Source organism: Devosia sp., assembly GCF_025809055.1.
Taxonomy (GTDB): domain Bacteria; phylum Pseudomonadota; class Alphaproteobacteria; order Rhizobiales; family Devosiaceae; genus Devosia.
In genome coordinates, this window is the sequence record NZ_CP075529.1 from 2110459 (window position 1) to 2127319 (window position 16861).

A 16861-nucleotide genomic window follows, 5' to 3' on the forward strand; every position below is an offset into this window, starting at 1 on the left:
GTCAGTGCCCCCCGGATCGAGTTCCGGTCTTGGTCGTGGCCTTTTCAGCTTCGGCTTCCTTGTGCTGACCCCACCAAGTCTGAATTTGACCTGCGGTGTCGCCGTATCGCCGGAACCGGTCGCCATCGCGCCGCTTCTGCTGTTCGTCGGATTCCATCGCGGGATTGGTTTTGGTCAGGTCGATGGCGCTGCTGATGCAGTCGAGGGACAGAGCACCCTCGCCGCCTGCTGCGGCGTCATCGATCGATGCGCCATCCACCCGGCCGGCGAACATCAGAGTCGGCGTCGACACCAGGTTCCACGTCGCGGGGTCTAAGAACGCGCGGTGCATCTCGACGCGGGCCACGCGGACGTTATTGCCAAACACCATGTCCAGCGGGCCACCTGCGGCTTCGCTGATATGGTCGAGGCCGATCGTGATGGACCGCGCCTCGACCCCGATTGCATCCACGATGGGCGGAATGTCGAGCAGTGTACCGCCGCCGACCGCGTTACGGCTGACAGGTGTGGTCTCGCCGGCCGGCACCAGATTAACGGCGATATTGTCCTCGCCCGTCCAATAGACCCACTCATCCGCCGCACCGCCAAGGGTCCGCCCCTTCACGGTTAGGATCTCGCGCATGACGAGTGACCCGCTCCCTAAAGCGGTGACCGTAGCAACATCGTAGGACATGGTTTACCTGGAGTAGGTTTGCTCGGCCGAGAACTGGATGGCGCTAAAGTTCAAATCAGCGGCGAGTGGCATCGCGCTGTTCGGGACGATGCGGAATTTGCCAGGCGGCTTGGCTACGGTAATTGAGGTTCCACTCGTAATCGATGACGGCAGGGGTGGTGTCAGTTCAACCGATACGACCGCACCCGCCGGGCCGGCGATGCGATGTTCTGCAAACTGCCCAAGATAATATCGGCTGCTATCGAACACACAGCTGAACCAGGTTCCGACGGGGATCACATAGCCAGGCGGAAATCCTGAGAACGATGCGTGCAGTCGATCCGATATCACATTGATGCTCGGCAATGTCGCGCCAATAATTTCGCCACGCGGATCGCTAGCAGGGAAAGGTAGGCGAGTTGGGTACAGCAGAATAGTTTTTAGCCCACCGCCCCGGCTATTGATCAAGGCCATAACGCCTTCGGCCTCGGCATGACGCAGTGGAACGATGCTGACTTCGGCCCGCCAAAGGCTTGGGGCACGGTCTGCATACAACCGATCGGCCCCACCACTAATCGAACTCTGTTGATGCCAGACCGAGGTGAGCTGAACGTCCTTGACGCGCAATTGGTCGGCAAATTCTGCGCCAGACAATGGGTTTTCGAGTGGCATTACGAAGCCCTGCGAAGGGTGTTGCGCTGGTAGCGCTCGATCGCGTCCGGCAGTTGGCGCCGCAGTTCCTGTGTGATCTCACGAGCAATAGCCGGAGCAGCGTCAGCCTTAGCTCCCGCCTGCACGTTGATCTGGTTCGTGATGTAGATGTCGCCGACCCCGGGTTGAGGTGCCGCCATCGCCAGCGACGGCCTATTGGGAATGACCTCGGCACCCTGCGGCAGGCGCAACAGTTCCGGCCCATCCTCGCCGACCCAGGATAGGCCCGCCCGCGCCACGGTACCACCATCGGCCATCCCAGGAATGCCGAAAATGCCAGGGCGCCCGAACCCGCCGGGAACGCCCCAACCGCCTCCGAGGCCGCCACCCAAAGCACCGAAGATCATGTCGAAAATGCCATCCATGGCCATGCTGAGGGCCCGGTCGGCTATCTTGTCCAGGGCCCTGGTGCCGGCCTCGCCAAACGCCGTCCAGAAATCCTTGCCCTCGCGCAGGGCCCCGCTCAACGACAACACGAAGTCGCTGACCGTCGCCTTGTAGAACTTCATCTGCTCTTCGAGCTGTTTCTGGGCTTCCTGCTGCTCATTGATCGCGGTGACCAGGGCGATGATCCGTGCGCGCTCTTCGTCCGTCGCCGCCGCACCGGCCTGCCGCAGGGCGTTCGAAACCGCCTTCTGTTCATTGGTCACGCCGAGCAGGGACTGTTCGTGCTCGAGCTGGGCAATCAGCGCCGCTACGGCATCGCGTTCCTTGAGAATATCGTCGGCGGCTTTGCCACCTGCCCGCTCGCCTGCCCGAATGTCGGCGAGTTCCTTTTCACGGGCCACTCTCTGCTCGGCGAGTGAAAGAACCTGACTTTCTGTCAGCACCACATCGGACGATTTGGCCTCGGCACGGACCCGCTCGATTTCGCGCTCCATTGTCAATTGCTCGGAGGTCAGGGATAGCAGTCGCTCCTGCTCCGCCAAAAAGCCCTGCTGGTCATAATAGACCTTTGGATCAGGGCCCTGCATCAGCAGCGCATCGCGCTCGGATCGAAGCGTCGAGGCCTCCGCTGAGGCTGCTGCAAGAATAGGTATTAGCGCCTCGAGAATGCCTTTAAAGTCGCGAAGGCTCGGAACGGTTTCCGAGCCGGTCGTGCCCGCCAGGAGCGTCATGACTGCGTCCAGTTCGCCTGTTGTCGCAGTTCCGTCAGCAGCGACCGCCTCCAACGCAACAAAAGCCGCCTGCAAGGCGTCAATTTCCCCCGCAGTTCCCCCAAACGCCTGGATATCGATGCGAGCAGCAGCCAGTTCGACACGCATATCGGCAACGCGTCGACGAACCTCTTCAAACGCCTTGTCCACCATGGTGTCGGTGGCTTGATTGAGGTCGGAAACCGCCGCCGCCCTATCCAATTCGTCAACGTAGGCCTTGAGGCTCGGAACCGCGTCGCCCCAATTCTCCGCGACGCGGCGGATCATGTCATTCTGCTCTTTGATCACCTCGGTTGACTGAGTGCCGTCTGTCAGCAGCGTCTGCACATATTGAAACAGCGCCGCACCGGCCGCGATCGTGCCGATAGTGACCAGCGACAACGGGTTGATCAGGCTGAGAAACGCCGTCCTGAGCGCGCCCAGGGCCTGCCCGCCCGACATGCCGGCGAAGATCTGGTTGATCTGCGTACCCTGCTGGATGGCCAGCAGCAGCGGCGATTGCCCGGATGCCAGCATGACGCCGATATCGTTGAGCTGTGCCGCCAAGTTCCCGGTGGCATAGCCGGCCGACGACATGGCGTTTGCCGCCCGGTTGCCGACGACGGTCATGGATGAGCTGACCCGCCCGGCATCGGTGACGACCTGGTCGAACACAGGCTTGGTCAGGTTCTTGGCCGTGACGGCCACGGCAAGGTTGGGCGCAACCATTCTCAATGCACCTTATCGGACTTCATTTGCAGGAAGGCGGTGAAGTGGTCGTAATCGGCGAGGGTGAAGCCCTCGCGGATTTCCTTGGGGGTCTTGTGCAGCCGATCCGCCAGCCAATAGATGTCGGCGAGCTGGGGATCGGCCTCTAGTTTCCCCTTGCTTCCTCGATGCTGACGCGGCCCATCATCTGGATGGCAATGGATTGCAGCACATCCGGCGCCGCGTTCTCGCGCAGCCAGGGAACGTCGGCCGTGCGGAACAGCCGTTTGCCGTCCGCGTCCGTCGCCTTGAGCGCCACCAGATAGGGCGCGATATTGTTCAGTGCGCCCGATTTCGCCATGTCATTGACGGTCGACATATCGTCGAGGGTGACCATTCTGTAGTGGATGACCAGCGGCGTCTTGCCCTCATCCATCGACCATTCCGGAACCTCAAGCCGGCGCTGCAAGTCCGGCTGGGCATGATCGCGAATTTTGTCCAGCAACGTGCTCATGCCGAATGCGTCCCGCGCGTCAGGCCGCCCGTGCCCTGGAAGTTGGCCTCGAACGTGACGATCGAGCCGTTATCGCTGGTGATCGTCACGCCGGAAACGATGATGTCGCCGGTCAGTTTCGCCAGGCCGTTCGCGGTGCCAATCGGGCTGCCCTCGAAGGCGAGCGCTGCGCCTTCAACCACCGCTGCCTGGCCATTGGTATCGCTGGGATCGTACCAGCCCCGCATCGAGCCGGAAAAGTCCGGCAGTTCGTCGCTCTTGTGCGTCCGGGCAGCATCGCCCTGGGCCGTGTCGTCCAGCATCCCGATCGTCGTCTGGATGGTGAAGCCGGTCAATTCGGCAACCGCATAGGTCGCCACTTTGAGCACCCCGGCATTGCCACGATAGGTGGTCATGGTTTCTTCCTTTCAGGTCAAAGAAAAACCCGCCGGAGCGGGTCATTGGGCTAGACGATGGCGGTAGGGTCGCCCTGCCGCGTCCGGTATTGCACCGGAAAGAGAATGCGGATGATGCCGATCCGGCGATCGGCGCCTTGCGACGTATCCGCAATTTCCATTTGCGTGCGCGGCGTCCCGATATTGCAGAGCAACCTATCGAGCGCCGGCGTTTCGGCATAGATCGCCGTTTCGACCTCGGCGGCGATGCCATCGAGCACGTCGAACAGGGTATCTCCGGCAAATGCCCGGCCCTCGATCACCAGGTCCCCGGTTCGCAGGATCGTACCCGCCGCATCCCAATCGGAATTCTCATCGAGCAGAAAGACATTGAGGCAGGGAAGGCGATGCTCATCGATCGGCTTAACCCGCGCATTGAACACATTGGCGCCCGTCGTCACGAGACCAGTAAGATCGGACACCGCCGCCTGGCGCACCTGTTTTCTGGCATGGTCAGGCATCGGACAACTCCAGCCGCACAAGCACCAGGCCGGTCCCGTCGGGCTCGATGGACCGGACCAGATAAGCGACACCGTTGAGCGTCACAGCATCGTCCTGGTCGGCACCGCCAGGCAGGTCCGCCTCGCGAAGGATGAGCGTCGCCTCGCGCATCTGTGTGTCCGGACCATCCAGCGAGCCGACCAGCAGCGTGCCCGATTGCGACAGCACCGCAAGGGGCGCCGGGGCACCCTGCCACGACACCACGGCCCCGAACTCGTCCGGGTTCAGAAACACCGCACGGTCAGCCTCACTCTCCACCGGCATCATCGCCCCGCACAGCCTTCCCGGCACCCTTGGCCGGTTCCGCCCAGCCCTGCCGTTCCCAGGCATCGGCCTGCGACGGACCGACTTCCGGCGGCCGCGCCTTCGGGTCCGGCCCGTCGACCACCTTGAAACCGGTTCCTTTGGGGAACCGGTTTTCATGCGCGAGAACATCGGTCAGAGCAACGATCCTGCGCATGGCCCTAAGCCTTCAGTTCGGGCAAGGCATCAACTTTTGCCTGTGCGCTGTCCACGGCCCTTTGCGCGGCCGCGCGGGCGTCCTCATCGGCATCGGATGTTAGGGCCTCCTGCGCCACCTGTGCGGTTTCCAGCGCGTCGAAAAGGCCGTTCCTGCGCTCGACTTCCGCCAGCATTTCCGCGCGCCCGGCCTGCTTGGCCTCTGCCAGCTTCTTGTCGAGACCGACTTCGGCGGCGCCTGCCGCCTTGCCATCGTTGAAGGCCTTTTCGAGTTCGGCCTTGCTTGCATTGCCCTCCTGGGTCGACGGGGTGGGCTTGGTTTCGGCGCCCTCGCCCGCAAGGCCGAACATGATTTCGAGGCCCCGGTCCAGGCTGCCGTCAACCCCGAGCTCTTCACCAGTCTTGAAATAGGTGGGGCTAACAGTGGTGAAGGCATGTCGGCCATCACCCTTCCAGTGCCAGGGGTCGCTGTCCTTGCTGTCGCTCGTCAGCAAGTGCCGGCGGGCCCCGGCCTGCGCAGCCGTGAGCAGCAATACGTGGCCAGCCGGGATCGCACCGCCGACCGCTACGGTCAGAACCGTGTCTTTCTTCTTGGGCATTTTCAGAACTCCGGAGGTTTCAGGTTATGGAAACAACCAAGCCCGCGCACATGGCGCGGGCTTTCTTCTTTCCATCGGACGTGCAGGCCTAGGCCTGGGTGAAGGTCACCAGCACCGCACCGCGCCAGTCGCCATAGCCGACATTGCCACCCCAATCGACGCCGTACATGCATTCGCCGGTCTTGGTGCAATGCTCGCTGTCCGGGCCAAGGGCCCAAGGCTCGGCATCGTATTCCTGCTGCAGCACGAACGGCTTCACCTGGCCATCGGTGCGGAACACCGCGAACTTGGTCGACCAGCTGGAAAGGCGCGGGTTGACCTGGACGGTAATGTCCAGCTTGCCTTTGAGGGCTGGCAGCAGGTTGGTGCCGCCGCCCGAGGCCAGCAGGGCGGTCACGGCCTCGAGAGCCGCACGCATCATCGTGACCGGCACCATAACCAGGAACTGCATGGCCGACTGATTGGTCGGCTCGCCCTGGTCGTCGGTAAAGCCATACATGGCCTGGATGGCTGCCATGATACCGTCAGTCATGTCGGCCGCGTTTGGCGTGGCCGGCGCGGCGATAGCCTTGCTGATGTCATTGCTCTGCGCCGCCTCGTCACGGTCCTTGTGGTCCGTATCGAAGAAATACTGGCCGTCATAGCAGATCTGGCTCTCGCCATTGAGGATCAGCGTCGAAAGCAGCTTCGCCGGGTGGCCGAGAACGCGCTCGCCAAACTGGGCGACCCGCCGCTCGATCATACCCATCTTGTCGCGCCGCATATCCTTGCGCTGAACGCGAATGCTGCTTTCGAAGTCCTTGTTGTCGATCTTGAAGGAATATTCCTTCAATTCTTCCACGCGGCGGCCGCCGATGAACTCGTGCAGGCCAGGCACATTGCCGAGCCAGCCATAGTCCTCACTGCCATCGTCGGAATCGACGCGCATGGCCAGCTGGTCAACCCAGCCGGTTCCGCCGACGTCGATTGCCGTGAGCATCATGGCGATCACCGAAGCGTCGGTAATGTAGTCAAACTGCGAGGGGCGCATTGAAATGGTTCCTTTCTTTCAGGTTCGCGCCTTACGCGGCCGCGGCGGCAAGCGCATCGGTGTGCGCTTTCGCCAGGGCCGCATCGAATTCGACAATGCAGTCAGTCGAAGCGATCCAGCGGGAGACAAAGCCGATCAGCGAGTTGCTGGTGGCGGTGAGGGTGAAGGTGTCATCGTCACTGGCATAGACGGGGACACGGTCATTGGCAGCCACGGTCGTGGCACCGGCGACGGTGAGCCGGATACGTCCACGGGTGCGCACCTGGACACCGATGGCGCCAGCGGCGCCAGCGGCATTGTCGGCCTTGGCGACCGCGAAGCCCAGAAAGGCATCGCCGGCCGCGAGCGGGCGGGCATAACCGGCGCCGTTTTCACCGACGGCGGCACCCTGGAAAATGATGTCGGCAGCGATGACCGGATATTCCTCCTTGTCATCGATCTGAAATTGCCGCTGCTTGTTGGTTGCGAGCGTGGTCATGATCAGGCTCCTTTCTTGCCCGGCTTGCGGGCCTCATGCTTCTTGAGGTTCACGTAGTGCTCGACCTTCGGGAAGTCGGCCTGCAGCGTCTCGCTGGCCTCCCATTCGGCTTTCCAGCCCTCGGGGGTCTGGGCGACAGGCTTGCCCTCGCCTTCCCCGGCCGGCGCGGCCGCCGATGCATCGGCATCATCGCCTTCCAGGGCACCAAGCACGGATGCCTTGGCGAATACTCCCGCGTTGACGAGCGCCAGAGCGGTGTCCGCCGGAGAACTGCCATCAGCCTTGGCATCGGCGATGATCTTGAGACCATCGGCATTGCCCTTCACATGCGGCACGAGGCCATCGAGCCCGACGACCCGCTCGCGTTCCGACCTCATGGAAGCCTGATGCTTGGTATCGACATCGGCGAGGGCTTTGGCCACGGCCGCGTCGAGATCGGCCTGGGTCAGTCCCGCATTGGTTTCGGCCGCGGGTGCGCCGTTGGTCTCGCTCATGGTTCGTCCTTTCTGCGAGGGAGAGCGCCCGGGGGCGCGGGTCAGGTCCGAAAGGACCGATTCAAAGGTACCGACGCGGTCGGCCAGGCCGATATCGACCGCCTGTTGTCCAGTGTAGATTCGGGCTTCAGTTGCGCGCGCTGCATCCGCCGACATGCGCTTCCCGCGTCCTGCCGCCACGGCGTTCACGAAGTCGGCATAAAGTCCGTCAATCCGCGCCTGCCAATCGGCACGCACGCTGTCCGGCAATGGCCCGAACGGATGGCCGTCTGCTTTGTGGGCGCCGGCAATGATCAGCGTCGGCTTGAGACCGTCCTGTTCCAGCTTGCCCGAGGCATCCACATGCAGGCTGACGACACCGATCGACCCCGACACGCCAGACGATGTCGTGACGATTTCCGTGGCACCGCTGGCGATGAGATACCCAGCCGAGGCCGCCACGCCGTTCACCACGGCAACAACCGGCTTTCGGGTCGCGATGTCTCGCACCATGGCGGCCGTCTCGAATGCGCCCACGGCCTCACCACCTGGCGTATGCATGTCCAGGACAAGGGCCCGCACATCGTTGGCCTTGTCGGCCTGCTTGAGCTGGAACTGGATGCCCTCATAGGAAGTCAGACCAGACGATGCCCCAATCCATGCACCACGGTTCACGAGCGACCCCGTGATCGTGATGATCCCGATCCCATTCGACACATTGAATGGCCGCGCCCGGCGCGAGCCATCCGGCTCGATCAATACGGGCGACCCTTCAAAACGGCTGAGATCGGGGCCGTCGATGCCAATCCGACCGGCCAGCACTCCTGCGACAACCTCGGCCTTTTCAGGGGTCAGCAGGAGTGGCTGGTTCAGCACCAGGTCAGCGATGCGAGCAAGTGCGGTCATGGCTGGCTCCGATCCGTGCCATCGTTGTTGGTTTCGTCATTGCGCGCGGGCGCGGGGCCGGACGGTTCCCTGCCCAGTGTTTTGCGTTCGTGAAGGATCTGCGCGCTCTTGGTGTCGAAATCGCCGCCCGTGCGCTCGGTCATCACCTGTTCGCGGGTCTTCACGCCCATTTCGATGTCGGTCTTGTCCGAGTTAGATTCGACCTGCGGGTTTATCTGGATGCGGGTCGGACCGACCCAGACACGACCGAGCCAGGCATTGCGCTTGATCGGATCATCGAAAAATCCCGGCGCATCGAAGCGGCCGAGGGCAACCATTTCCGTGAACTGCCAGAGCCTGATCTGGTCGATCGCGCTGCGGATCAGCCATGCCTGGTCGACCTGGTCGGCCTTGTAGGCAACCTCGAGGGCACCACGCGATGCGGAGAAACTCGAATTGAAGTGCATCAGCAGCACCTCGTAGGGCAGGCTCAGCGCCACGCCGATATATTCGCAGAACGACCGCACGAAATCGCCGAATGCGGCGTTCGGACGCTCGGGCTTCTTGACTTCGATGTCACTGCCATAGGGCAGTGTGGTTATTGTCAGGTCCTCTAGCGTAAGTTCGCCGGTCTCATCCTGCTGACCCTGCGGATTGGTCAGCAATGGCTCCCCGTCGTCGCCAAGGCCGGTCTTTTCGAATGCAAACAGATAGGCGTCGTTGACAGCCGCCTTGATTTCGGCATCGGTGTAGTCGCTCAACTGCTTGAGCTGCTCGATGATCGGCGCGAACAGCGGCACTCCGCGCACCTGCCCCGGGCGCGAAAACTGGCGCGGCAGTAGAAACTGAACCATGCCGGATTGCGCACCGCGACGGGCGATATACGACCACTGCATCGCAGTTGCGGTGAGATCGCCGGGATGCCGATCGGCAATCCAGTAACCAAGTTCTTCGCCGTCGCGCGTGCGCTGCACACCGCCCTGGAGCACTTGGGTGTCCGGCTGCCGGTTAGGATTGCCGATGCGGTCAGCCTCAATCAGCACCACGCGGGTGCCGTAGGTTTCGCCGCGCCGCTTCCGGAAACGCCGCCCGATGCCGATATCGCCGGACACGCGAGCGGATCGGTACATCAGCCGCTGCATGTCCTGAAAATGCTGCTGACCGGTCCAGTCACACTCGGCCTCGAAAATCTCCCACTCGCGCTCGATCTGATACTGAAGCGCCGCCCGTTCAGCCGGGTCCGTGATCCCCAGCACATCGCCGTCGATCACGCTGCGCAGCACAAGGCCGGTACCGACAACGCCATTGGTCTTGGTTGCCATGGCGCCGGCCACCAGCGGGTGGTTGCGCTCAAGATCACGGGAACGCCCGCGCAATGTGCCCAGGTCCGGCAGGATGTCTGTCGCGGGACTGCCCTCGCCGGCCTTCCAGTTGCGGGTGCGGCGGCTATTGCGGTTACCCGCCTGATATCCGCCGCGTCCGGGTGATAGTCCGGCCACCGACATTGCCGCACCGGTAAATCCGCGATTGATGGACGTGCCGAGGCCCGCGAGGGCCAAGGCGGCGCGCCCGCGCAGTGAGTTCCGCTTTGCAACGGCCATCTAGTTCACCAAATACCTTGTGCGGGAGCGTCCTGCCGTTGCGGCGGTCAGCGATTGCACTTTGCCATTCCAATAGTCGATGCGCTTGCTCACCTCGGCCAGGTCCGACCGCTTGAGCATTCGCCGCGAGCCATCGACATCGATGGCGTACTCCTGGCTGGTTGCGAGAGCTTCCTCGGCCGCAAGCCACAAGGCCAACTTGGCCTCCGCCTGCGCCAGCGTAATTCCAGCCATCAATTTATCCTCAATTTCCGGACACGCGACCGCGCGGACTGTGCCGACGGCGCCAGGGCCGGTTGCGGCGTCGGCGCTTGCGCCAGCAAATCTTCAAGGTCGCCCTGCACCGGAGCGGGAACACTGTCCCGCTCCCGCTCATACCGCTCCCAGACGCTATCCATCAGTGCGCGGGTCGGGCCCGCGATGCGGATAAAGGCCGCCTCGGCCTGCAAATGCGTATCCAGGCCTTCATTGGCCTGGTTAGGGTCCTTGACCCAGACATAGTGCTCAAAGCCCTGCCGTGTCGTGACACGCTTCCGGCTCTCCGCCGTCACCTGTCGATAGAACTCGTCGTCGAAGCCGCTGGGCAGATCGACATATCCGCGTTCCGACTGGTCATCTTTGGCCAGGTTGCGGTACAGCGCCATTTTCAACACCGACGTCGCGAAGTTGAAGAACCGCTTGCTATAGGGCAGTCGCTTGCCCTGCCGGTTCACTTCCTTTTTCACGCCGATCAGCAGCGGCGCGGCTTCGGAGCCTACGCCTCGGACCATAATCACCCGGCTAGCCGGATGTCTCTTGGCCCAGCCCCAGACATCGTCGGTCCAGGCATTGCCGTCGATCGCCAGCACGTCGATTTCGAGGCGGCGGCCATAAGCATTGGCAAACCCCTGCTTCAGCAGACCGTCGAGGAACGCCCGGGCCTGGTCGGACGATATGTGTCCGGGAAAGACGCCATGATCGACAATCGCCCGCCTATGTTCTCGCCCCCATGCTACGACCTGCCACTCGACCCGATCTTTCTGGCAGTCGACCCCGCAGGTGACAATGACGTGGCCGACTGGAATACGGCCCCGCTCGCGCTCTGATTTTGCCCCACGGTCCCGCAGCAGTTCCCAGGATGGCGCGTCACCAAGGGTGCGATAGGCGCGGCCGACAACATCGTTGAAGAAAGTCTGCTCCGAGGCCGGATTTCCGCGACCCGTCAACCAGGCGCGAGCAATGCGCTCGAAACTCTGCAGCAGCGAGTATGCCGACCATAGGTGAAAGGAGCGATGGACCCGCTTGGCGCCAGGATTTGATGCGCGCCAGGCCGCTTCCGGCTTCTGGGGATCACTCTCTTTCGCCTTCGCCGCGGCAAACATTTGCGGGCGGTGCCAGTCTTCGATGACGCCGCCGCAATTCGGCTCGACACAAAGGAAGTGCGAGCGCTCGGGATGCTCCTCATCGAGATTGGCGAGAAAATTCTCCCACTCAAGCGTTTGGGAATGACCGCAGTGCGGGCACGGCAGATAGAGTTTTTCCTGACTGCCCTGCTCGAATGCCTTGCTGATCCGGCATCCAGGTTCGACAAGCGGCGTCGATATCTTGAATATCTTGGCGAACTCATGCGCCTGGCTGCGGCTGTCGGCCTGCGTCTCAGGATCACCGGCGGCGTTCATTTCCCACTTGGCCAGGTCATCTTGTACCTGGCGCTTCATGGTCACCTGGGACAGCGATGCCGGCGAGTTTGCTCCGGAAATCTGGATGGCGCCCTTGCCGTCCAGCCGCTCCTTGTAGAGCACGCTATCAAGCCCATCGCGCGCCTTGCTGGGGAACACCTTGGACAGTGCCGTGGTGCCCTTGAGCATGGGCGAGAGCTTCATCTTGCTCCAGCGCTGTGCATTGTTCTCGGTCGGATGGACATACAGGAAATCCCCCGGGTCCATGTCCATCGACCCACCACAAAAAATGTTCGCAAGCACTGTCCCGCCGAGCTGCGCAGACTTCGCCATCGTCACGACGCGACAGGGGTCATCCGGCGACAGGGCCCGCAGGATTTCGTCGAAGTAGAAGAACAGGTCGCGGTTGTAAGGGCCCGGCATCGGGCTCTCGCGCTGCGAAAAGACGATGTTGCTCTCCGCCCATCCGAGGTAGTCGACGGGTGGCGGCGGCGTCATCACGTCCGCAAAGACTTCTGTCGCGAGGCGCTCGGCATTGGCGACATTGACGATCATCTGCATCACGCGTCCGCCCCCTCGCCAACGACCATTTCCACCGTTTCCGTCATCGACTGCGCACGGCCGCGTGCGCGCTCGGCCTCGGAGGCCTTCTTTTCCGTTCGGACCCGGCGCAGCTCGTGCAACACGTCGCGCTGCGGTATTTCGAACCGCGCGGCTATGGCCGCTGCGAAGTCCGCCAGCATGGCGCCATTGGCCTCATCGACCTGCTGCGCCAGGCGCGTCATCTGCGCCCGTACCTCGCCTGCCGGCACCAGCGTGCCGAGGCGCTCCTGCTCGTCGATGGTCTCGCGTCGATTCCTGCGCTTCTCCTGCTCAAGACGCTCGAGCTGGATCTGATGCGCCACGTCATCGCGCTTCTGCACCCGTTGCGGTCCATCGGAAGGGTCCTGCTCGACCGGACCGACATCGAGCCGCGTGCCCAGCCCGTTGCCCATGGCTTGTCCAGGATCACGCCTGAGGGCGATTTGCGCCTTAGCCCGATCGACGATGATGCGCGCATTCCGCCCCTCGCCGTCGAGGCAATCCAGCCCGATCACACCCTCGCTGAGCCATTGGCTGACCCGGCCGGGCGTGACATTGCACTCCCGGGCAAAGTCGCCCTTGGACATCGTCTGCATTTTAGCTCTTTAGGCTCCTGTTTAGAGCGCTCTTTAGGCTCTAAAAAACCAGTCAGACTGGCCAAAGCCCGGGGCCCGAATTACCCGCGGGGCGCGAGGGTCTGAAAGGACCCAAAGGCCGTGGAACATTGTTTCACGAGACCAGTCGCGCCTGATGCTTGCGCAGTTCGGCGTAGAAGTGCCGCTCCCAGTAGGACCAGAACACGCGGCTGACCTTGGCCGAGGCGGCCTGGCCAAAGTCGTACCGCTTTCGATAGGTCGGCTGCCGGACGAACATGAACACCGCACGGATCGCATTACCGCGCCGCTCATAAATGCCCCGTGGCAGCCTGCCGATTGCCTTCTCCGATCGCACTCCGGACGGCACGAAGTAGCGCGCCTTGCCGCTCCGGCGATTACGCGCCGCCGATGGGGCCGTCTCGTTCATCATGTAGCCGACATCCCGATGCGCCTTGAGCTGCGACAGGATGGCGACGATGGTCGAGCCGGGGACATTGCCATAGGCATCCCGCTTGTACCCGATGGCCGGGATGGCGAACTCATGGGCGTCCATCACGCCAATGGCCCGCAGGGCTGTTTCGAACCGCTTGGCGCCGCGCTTGCCACCCAGGACCTGCGGCATCAGATACTTGGCCGGTGCCGTCCCGCCGCTGGCTTCGTCCCGGATATAGACCCAGGCCGTCAGCGTCTCATTGGTGGCCTTGCGGTAGAGCGGCGCCTTTTCCGTCAAGGGCCGGGGCCGATCGAACACGCCCCTGATCTTGTCCTGCTCGGCCCAGCGCGCATCTTCGATTGCATCATTGAGCGCATTGCGGGTGATCGAATTGATCCGCCGTCCCGCCCATTCCGGCAATTCGCTGCGCAGGCTGTCGATATCGGCCTGGAAGGACAGCGACATCAGCGCATTGCCCTGCCGGGCGACGACCGGCACTGCCATCGACACACCCCGGACACGCAAAAGGCGCCCCGGTTTCCCGATGCGCCTGTCTCAAGACCTGATTTGTTGTGGTGAAGCTATGTCAATTTTTCCGTAGTCGTCAATAGGCCATCTGCATCTTCCCAAGGCATGGCGGAGGCCACGGGCCCCGTGGCCTCATGCGAGACCATTTCCGCATTGAGCAGGACGACCATGTCGGCGAGCGCGCAATGCCACACCCTGTAGGCCTGTCGCGCCTCGTCAACCACTCTGGGATCGTTGCCTTCCAACAATGGCCGCGCATAGCCGATGAAGCCCTTGCGGTTGGTCGGGTCGATATACTGCTTTTTCTGGTTTCCCTTGGCGTCCAATTGCTCGACCCACCGGCCCGGTCCATCCTCGTACCAGTCCGGCCGCGTGGCATTCCGACCATGACGGATCACCAACTCCCACGCCTCTGCCGGCAGCGCCATGACCGCATCGTAGATCACCGCCGCGTCCTCGTGGCATTGCACCGCCATATGCATGGCACCGGCCGAGGACGTATCGACCCGACAGCCCAGGGCGAGAATTTGCGCCAGATTGCTCTCCGGCGACGGCTGTCGCCCGATCGGACCCGCCAGCCGTGCCGCCACCGCCTCGATCTTCTGGTCTCGAAAGGCCCAGATCACCAGGTCTTCGACATCCATTGCCTTTGGCATCGGCGTCCTCTTTCTCTCTTCTTTTCCTCTTGCGAGGGTTAGCGAGGGTTTGGTGATAACCATCGCTATGAAAAAGGCCCGGAAAACGGGGCGCAGCGAGGGTTGCGAGAGTAGCGAGGGTTGCCCTTACACACATGAAACCAACAACACCCCGCACCCCTTGCACTAGACTATACGCGAGCAAAACCCTCGCAACCCTCGCAGAATGCGCTTAAATAGCTGATTTATATATTGTTTTCAGCGCGAGAGTTTCTCATTTCACCCCTCGCGAACTCTCGCAATCCCTCGCTGTCGCCGCGCCTCAGGCGCGGTGCGAGGGTTGCGACTTCTGCTTGCTCTCCACCAAAGGGGTGCGGGGTGCGTGCCAGTGCGCTAGAGGCGCTCCGGCGTCCAGCCGGGGTCGCCATGCGGTCGAGGGGGTACGGGGTCGCGGGGGTCGGCGATATCGGGAATGTCGCCCAGTTTCACATCGAGATAGTGATAGACGCGGCCTTTTTCCTTGCGAATGCCCAGGGCGTTGAGCCGGAGGCCGAAGGCGGTCTGCTGATAGGGTTTGAGGCCATTGGCCTTGCACCATTTCTCATAAGCGCCATAGACATCGCTGGCCTGCACCTTGTTGCCCGGCACTTTGTGCAGGCAGCTTTCGACGAACACGCCCACCTGGTCGCGTTCCTCGCGATAATCCTCGGTGAAGCTGCGGACCTCGGCGGGCAGATAAGGTGTCAGGCCATTGGCCAGCCAAAGCATGAGCCCTTCGATCAACCAGTTGAGAATGCCCGACCGCTCGGCATCGAACCGGCGCAGCATTTCCCCGAAGGGCACGCGCTCGCCTTCCGGAATCGTCACCTTCCAGGGCACGATCTTGAGCCGGCGCCAGATGCCGTAATCGGTGCCCGAGACCTGCGGCATATCGTTGCCGCTCATGACCGTGGTGAAGCGCGGGTCGAATTCGAAGAATTCCTTTTGCAGGAACCGGGCTACCAGTTTCGTGCCGCCCGAGGCGGCCTTGATCATGTTTTCCTTGAGCCCAATGCCGCGCGGCAGCTCTTCAACGGTCACCAGATTGGTATTGTGCAGGCGGGCAATGTCGGGGCTTGCCTGCTGGCCCTGCTTCTGCTGGTCGCCGGTAAAGGTTTCAGGCGATACGACGGCGCGATAGATGCCGGCCAGGCGGCCGATCGTTTCGATAAACACCGATTTTCCGTTGGCGCCCTGCCCATAGTGAAACAGCACGATCTGCTCGTCATTGCCGCTGATCAGCAGGGCATAGGCATGTGCGACCTGCAGAAACGTTCGGATGGTCGGATCGGGCTGAACCTTTTCGAGAAAGTCCAAAAAATCCGGACAAGTCGCGTCCGGGTCGTAGTCGACATCGGCGACTTTGGTGATCATGTCGTCGCGGTCGGCCATGCCAGAAAACGCAATTGAACCGGCCTTGCGATCGCTGCCCTCGGGCCGCTCCGGGTCGAGCTCCCGGCCGAATGTGATCGTACCATTGCGGCAGTTGAATTTCATTGGGTTTGCGTCAAGCCGCGCGGGATCGATTGCCCGCATACTTTCGGCCTGCGCCAGCATGGCGATAGTCCGCCCCCGATTGCCCGAGGTTATGGCAAAGGCCCGGCGCTTCGATTTGCGTTCGCCAAGGATCTTCTGCGCGCTCTCGGCCGAGCGGATCAACTTGCGGTCGGCCGCCGATCGCTCATCTTCCGGTTTTTTCTCGGCCTTGGTCGCCGCCTCGAGCAGGCGCACGACGCCTGGCGAATGTTCCAGAACGGCCGCCTCGAGCTTGAGCTTGTCCACGACATTCTGGGCAAAGCGCGCCACCTGCAATTCGCCCTCGTCGCGCAGCCAATGCGTGCCGGTGAAGGTCAGCCAGCCCATGCCGGGGATATAGGCCAGATTGAGGCCGAACCAGTAGATTAGCCGCCGGGCATTATCGCGGTCATTCTGGTCCCATCCGGCGCAATGCCGCGCCCCGTCCAGGTCATCGGAATCGACCGGTGGGCCGTCGACAATGTCATCGAGACCCGGCCCCGGATCATCGCTGTCGGCCGGTGGCGGTGCATCCTGGTTCTTTCGCGCACGCGGCGGCCGCGACGGCTTTTGCTCCGCTTCGGCGCCTTTGCCGCCCTCGATGACGCCGAGCTTGACGGTGCGCTTGCGCGCCGCAGCTTTCTTGACGGCTTCGGACAGATCGTTTTCCGTATCGTCAGACATGGGGGGCTCT

General features: G+C 62.5%; 19 protein-coding genes. All 19 read right to left on the reverse strand.

Going from position 1 to position 16861, the window contains the following annotated elements; translation table 11 throughout:
* Position 1 precedes the first annotated feature (1 nt).
* Positions 2 to 622 carry a hypothetical protein gene (locus KIT02_RS10285; protein ID WP_297577583.1) on the reverse strand — a complete coding sequence of 207 codons (621 nt, stop codon included), beginning with the start codon at positions 620 to 622 and terminating at the stop codon, positions 2 to 4.
* Positions 623 to 676: 54 nt separating this feature from the next.
* Entirely contained in the window at positions 677 to 1324 is a 648-nt protein-coding gene (locus tag KIT02_RS10290) for a hypothetical protein (protein ID WP_297577584.1), read from the reverse strand.
* The gene (locus KIT02_RS10295; RefSeq protein ID WP_297577585.1) at positions 1324 to 3228 is read right to left on the reverse strand and encodes a phage tail length tape measure family protein; all 1905 of its coding nucleotides are present in this window, start codon (positions 3226 to 3228) and stop codon (positions 1324 to 1326) included. The genes KIT02_RS10290 and KIT02_RS10295 overlap by 1 nt, the downstream gene beginning before the upstream one ends.
* Before the next feature lie 145 nt (positions 3229 to 3373).
* A complete protein-coding gene (locus KIT02_RS10300) occupies positions 3374 to 3721 on the reverse strand; it encodes a hypothetical protein (RefSeq protein WP_297577586.1) in 348 nt (115 codons plus the stop codon).
* Positions 3718 to 4116, reverse strand: coding sequence for a hypothetical protein (locus KIT02_RS10305; RefSeq protein WP_297577587.1), 399 nt, complete (start codon positions 4114 to 4116; stop codon positions 3718 to 3720). The genes KIT02_RS10300 and KIT02_RS10305 overlap by 4 nt, the downstream gene beginning before the upstream one ends.
* A 50-nt stretch (positions 4117 to 4166) precedes the next feature.
* Entirely contained in the window at positions 4167 to 4616 is a 450-nt protein-coding gene (locus KIT02_RS10310) for a hypothetical protein (protein ID WP_297577588.1), read from the reverse strand.
* Complete coding sequence (locus tag KIT02_RS10315; protein ID WP_297577589.1) at positions 4609 to 4920, reverse strand: hypothetical protein; 312 nt, start codon at positions 4918 to 4920, stop codon at positions 4609 to 4611. Before KIT02_RS10315 ends, KIT02_RS10310 begins: the two co-directional genes overlap by 8 nt.
* A complete protein-coding gene (locus tag KIT02_RS10320) occupies positions 4904 to 5116 on the reverse strand; it encodes a hypothetical protein (RefSeq protein ID WP_297577590.1) in 213 nt (70 codons plus the stop codon). The genes KIT02_RS10315 and KIT02_RS10320 overlap by 17 nt, the downstream gene beginning before the upstream one ends.
* A 4-nt stretch (positions 5117 to 5120) precedes the next feature.
* Positions 5121 to 5714, reverse strand: a complete 594-nt coding sequence (locus KIT02_RS10325) for a hypothetical protein (RefSeq protein WP_297577591.1) — start codon at positions 5712 to 5714, stop codon at positions 5121 to 5123.
* Positions 5715 to 5802: 88 nt separating this feature from the next.
* Entirely contained in the window at positions 5803 to 6744 is a 942-nt protein-coding gene (locus tag KIT02_RS10330; RefSeq protein WP_297577592.1) for a Mu-like prophage major head subunit gpT family protein, read from the reverse strand.
* A 31-nt stretch (positions 6745 to 6775) separates the two neighbouring features.
* Positions 6776 to 7222 (reverse strand): hypothetical protein, encoded by a 447-nt coding sequence (locus KIT02_RS10335; protein ID WP_297577593.1) that lies wholly within the window; start codon positions 7220 to 7222, stop codon positions 6776 to 6778.
* 2 nt (positions 7223 to 7224) lie between these two features.
* Positions 7225 to 8601, reverse strand: coding sequence for a S49 family peptidase (locus KIT02_RS10340; RefSeq protein ID WP_297577594.1), 1377 nt, complete (start codon positions 8599 to 8601; stop codon positions 7225 to 7227).
* Positions 8598 to 10181, reverse strand: a complete 1584-nt coding sequence (locus tag KIT02_RS10345; protein WP_297577595.1) for a phage portal protein — start codon at positions 10179 to 10181, stop codon at positions 8598 to 8600. Before KIT02_RS10345 ends, KIT02_RS10340 begins: the two co-directional genes overlap by 4 nt.
* On the reverse strand, positions 10182 to 10415 hold the full coding sequence (locus KIT02_RS10350; protein WP_297577596.1) for a DUF6148 family protein: 234 nt from the start codon (positions 10413 to 10415) through the stop codon (positions 10182 to 10184).
* Positions 10415 to 12400: a terminase gpA endonuclease subunit gene (locus tag KIT02_RS10355; RefSeq protein ID WP_297577597.1), complete on the reverse strand. Its 1986-nt coding sequence runs from the start codon at positions 12398 to 12400 to the stop codon at positions 10415 to 10417. Before KIT02_RS10355 ends, KIT02_RS10350 begins: the two co-directional genes overlap by 1 nt.
* Complete coding sequence (locus KIT02_RS10360) at positions 12400 to 13017, reverse strand: hypothetical protein (RefSeq protein WP_297577598.1); 618 nt, start codon at positions 13015 to 13017, stop codon at positions 12400 to 12402. Before KIT02_RS10360 ends, KIT02_RS10355 begins: the two co-directional genes overlap by 1 nt.
* A gap of 133 nt (positions 13018 to 13150) precedes the next feature.
* Positions 13151 to 13954 carry a hypothetical protein gene (locus KIT02_RS10365; RefSeq protein WP_297577599.1) on the reverse strand — a complete coding sequence of 268 codons (804 nt, stop codon included), beginning with the start codon at positions 13952 to 13954 and terminating at the stop codon, positions 13151 to 13153.
* Between the two features lie 77 nt (positions 13955 to 14031).
* Positions 14032 to 14634 carry a hypothetical protein gene (locus KIT02_RS10370; RefSeq protein ID WP_297577600.1) on the reverse strand — a complete coding sequence of 201 codons (603 nt, stop codon included), beginning with the start codon at positions 14632 to 14634 and terminating at the stop codon, positions 14032 to 14034.
* A gap of 372 nt (positions 14635 to 15006) precedes the next feature.
* On the reverse strand, positions 15007 to 16851 hold the full coding sequence (locus KIT02_RS10375) for a phage/plasmid primase, P4 family (protein ID WP_297577601.1): 1845 nt from the start codon (positions 16849 to 16851) through the stop codon (positions 15007 to 15009).
* Between the last annotated feature and the right edge of the window lie 10 nt (positions 16852 to 16861).

Bases quoted from the DNA above. Each gene is read 5' to 3' on its own strand.
- KIT02_RS10305 (WP_297577587.1), bottom strand. From the start codon at position 4,116: ATGACCACCTATCGTGGCAATGCCGGGGTGCTCAAAGTGGCGACCTAT.
- KIT02_RS10375 (WP_297577601.1), bottom strand. From the start codon at position 16,851: ATGTCTGACGATACGGAAAACGATCTGTCCGAAGCCGTCAAGAAAGCT.
- KIT02_RS10350 (WP_297577596.1), bottom strand. From the start codon at position 10,415: ATGGCTGGAATTACGCTGGCGCAGGCGGAGGCCAAGTTGGCCTTGTGG.
- KIT02_RS10345 (WP_297577595.1), bottom strand. From the start codon at position 10,181: ATGGCCGTTGCAAAGCGGAACTCACTGCGCGGGCGCGCCGCCTTGGCC.
- KIT02_RS10295 (WP_297577585.1), bottom strand. From the start codon at position 3,228: ATGGTTGCGCCCAACCTTGCCGTGGCCGTCACGGCCAAGAACCTGACC.
- KIT02_RS10315 (WP_297577589.1), bottom strand. From the start codon at position 4,920: ATGCCGGTGGAGAGTGAGGCTGACCGTGCGGTGTTTCTGAACCCGGAC.
- KIT02_RS10290 (WP_297577584.1), bottom strand. From the start codon at position 1,324: ATGCCACTCGAAAACCCATTGTCTGGCGCAGAATTTGCCGACCAATTG.
- KIT02_RS10360 (WP_297577598.1), bottom strand. From the start codon at position 13,017: ATGCAGACGATGTCCAAGGGCGACTTTGCCCGGGAGTGCAATGTCACG.
- KIT02_RS10325 (WP_297577591.1), bottom strand. From the start codon at position 5,714: ATGCCCAAGAAGAAAGACACGGTTCTGACCGTAGCGGTCGGCGGTGCG.
- KIT02_RS10320 (WP_297577590.1), bottom strand. From the start codon at position 5,116: ATGCGCAGGATCGTTGCTCTGACCGATGTTCTCGCGCATGAAAACCGG.
- KIT02_RS10310 (WP_297577588.1), bottom strand. From the start codon at position 4,616: ATGCCTGACCATGCCAGAAAACAGGTGCGCCAGGCGGCGGTGTCCGAT.
- KIT02_RS10340 (WP_297577594.1), bottom strand. From the start codon at position 8,601: ATGACCGCACTTGCTCGCATCGCTGACCTGGTGCTGAACCAGCCACTC.
- KIT02_RS10285 (WP_297577583.1), bottom strand. From the start codon at position 622: ATGCGCGAGATCCTAACCGTGAAGGGGCGGACCCTTGGCGGTGCGGCG.
- KIT02_RS10370 (WP_297577600.1), bottom strand. From the start codon at position 14,634: ATGCCAAAGGCAATGGATGTCGAAGACCTGGTGATCTGGGCCTTTCGA.
- KIT02_RS10330 (WP_297577592.1), bottom strand. From the start codon at position 6,744: ATGCGCCCCTCGCAGTTTGACTACATTACCGACGCTTCGGTGATCGCC.
- KIT02_RS10300 (WP_297577586.1), bottom strand. From the start codon at position 3,721: ATGAGCACGTTGCTGGACAAAATTCGCGATCATGCCCAGCCGGACTTG.
- KIT02_RS10365 (WP_297577599.1), bottom strand. From the start codon at position 13,954: ATGGCAGTGCCGGTCGTCGCCCGGCAGGGCAATGCGCTGATGTCGCTG.
- KIT02_RS10335 (WP_297577593.1), bottom strand. From the start codon at position 7,222: ATGACCACGCTCGCAACCAACAAGCAGCGGCAATTTCAGATCGATGAC.
- KIT02_RS10355 (WP_297577597.1), bottom strand. From the start codon at position 12,400: ATGCAGATGATCGTCAATGTCGCCAATGCCGAGCGCCTCGCGACAGAA.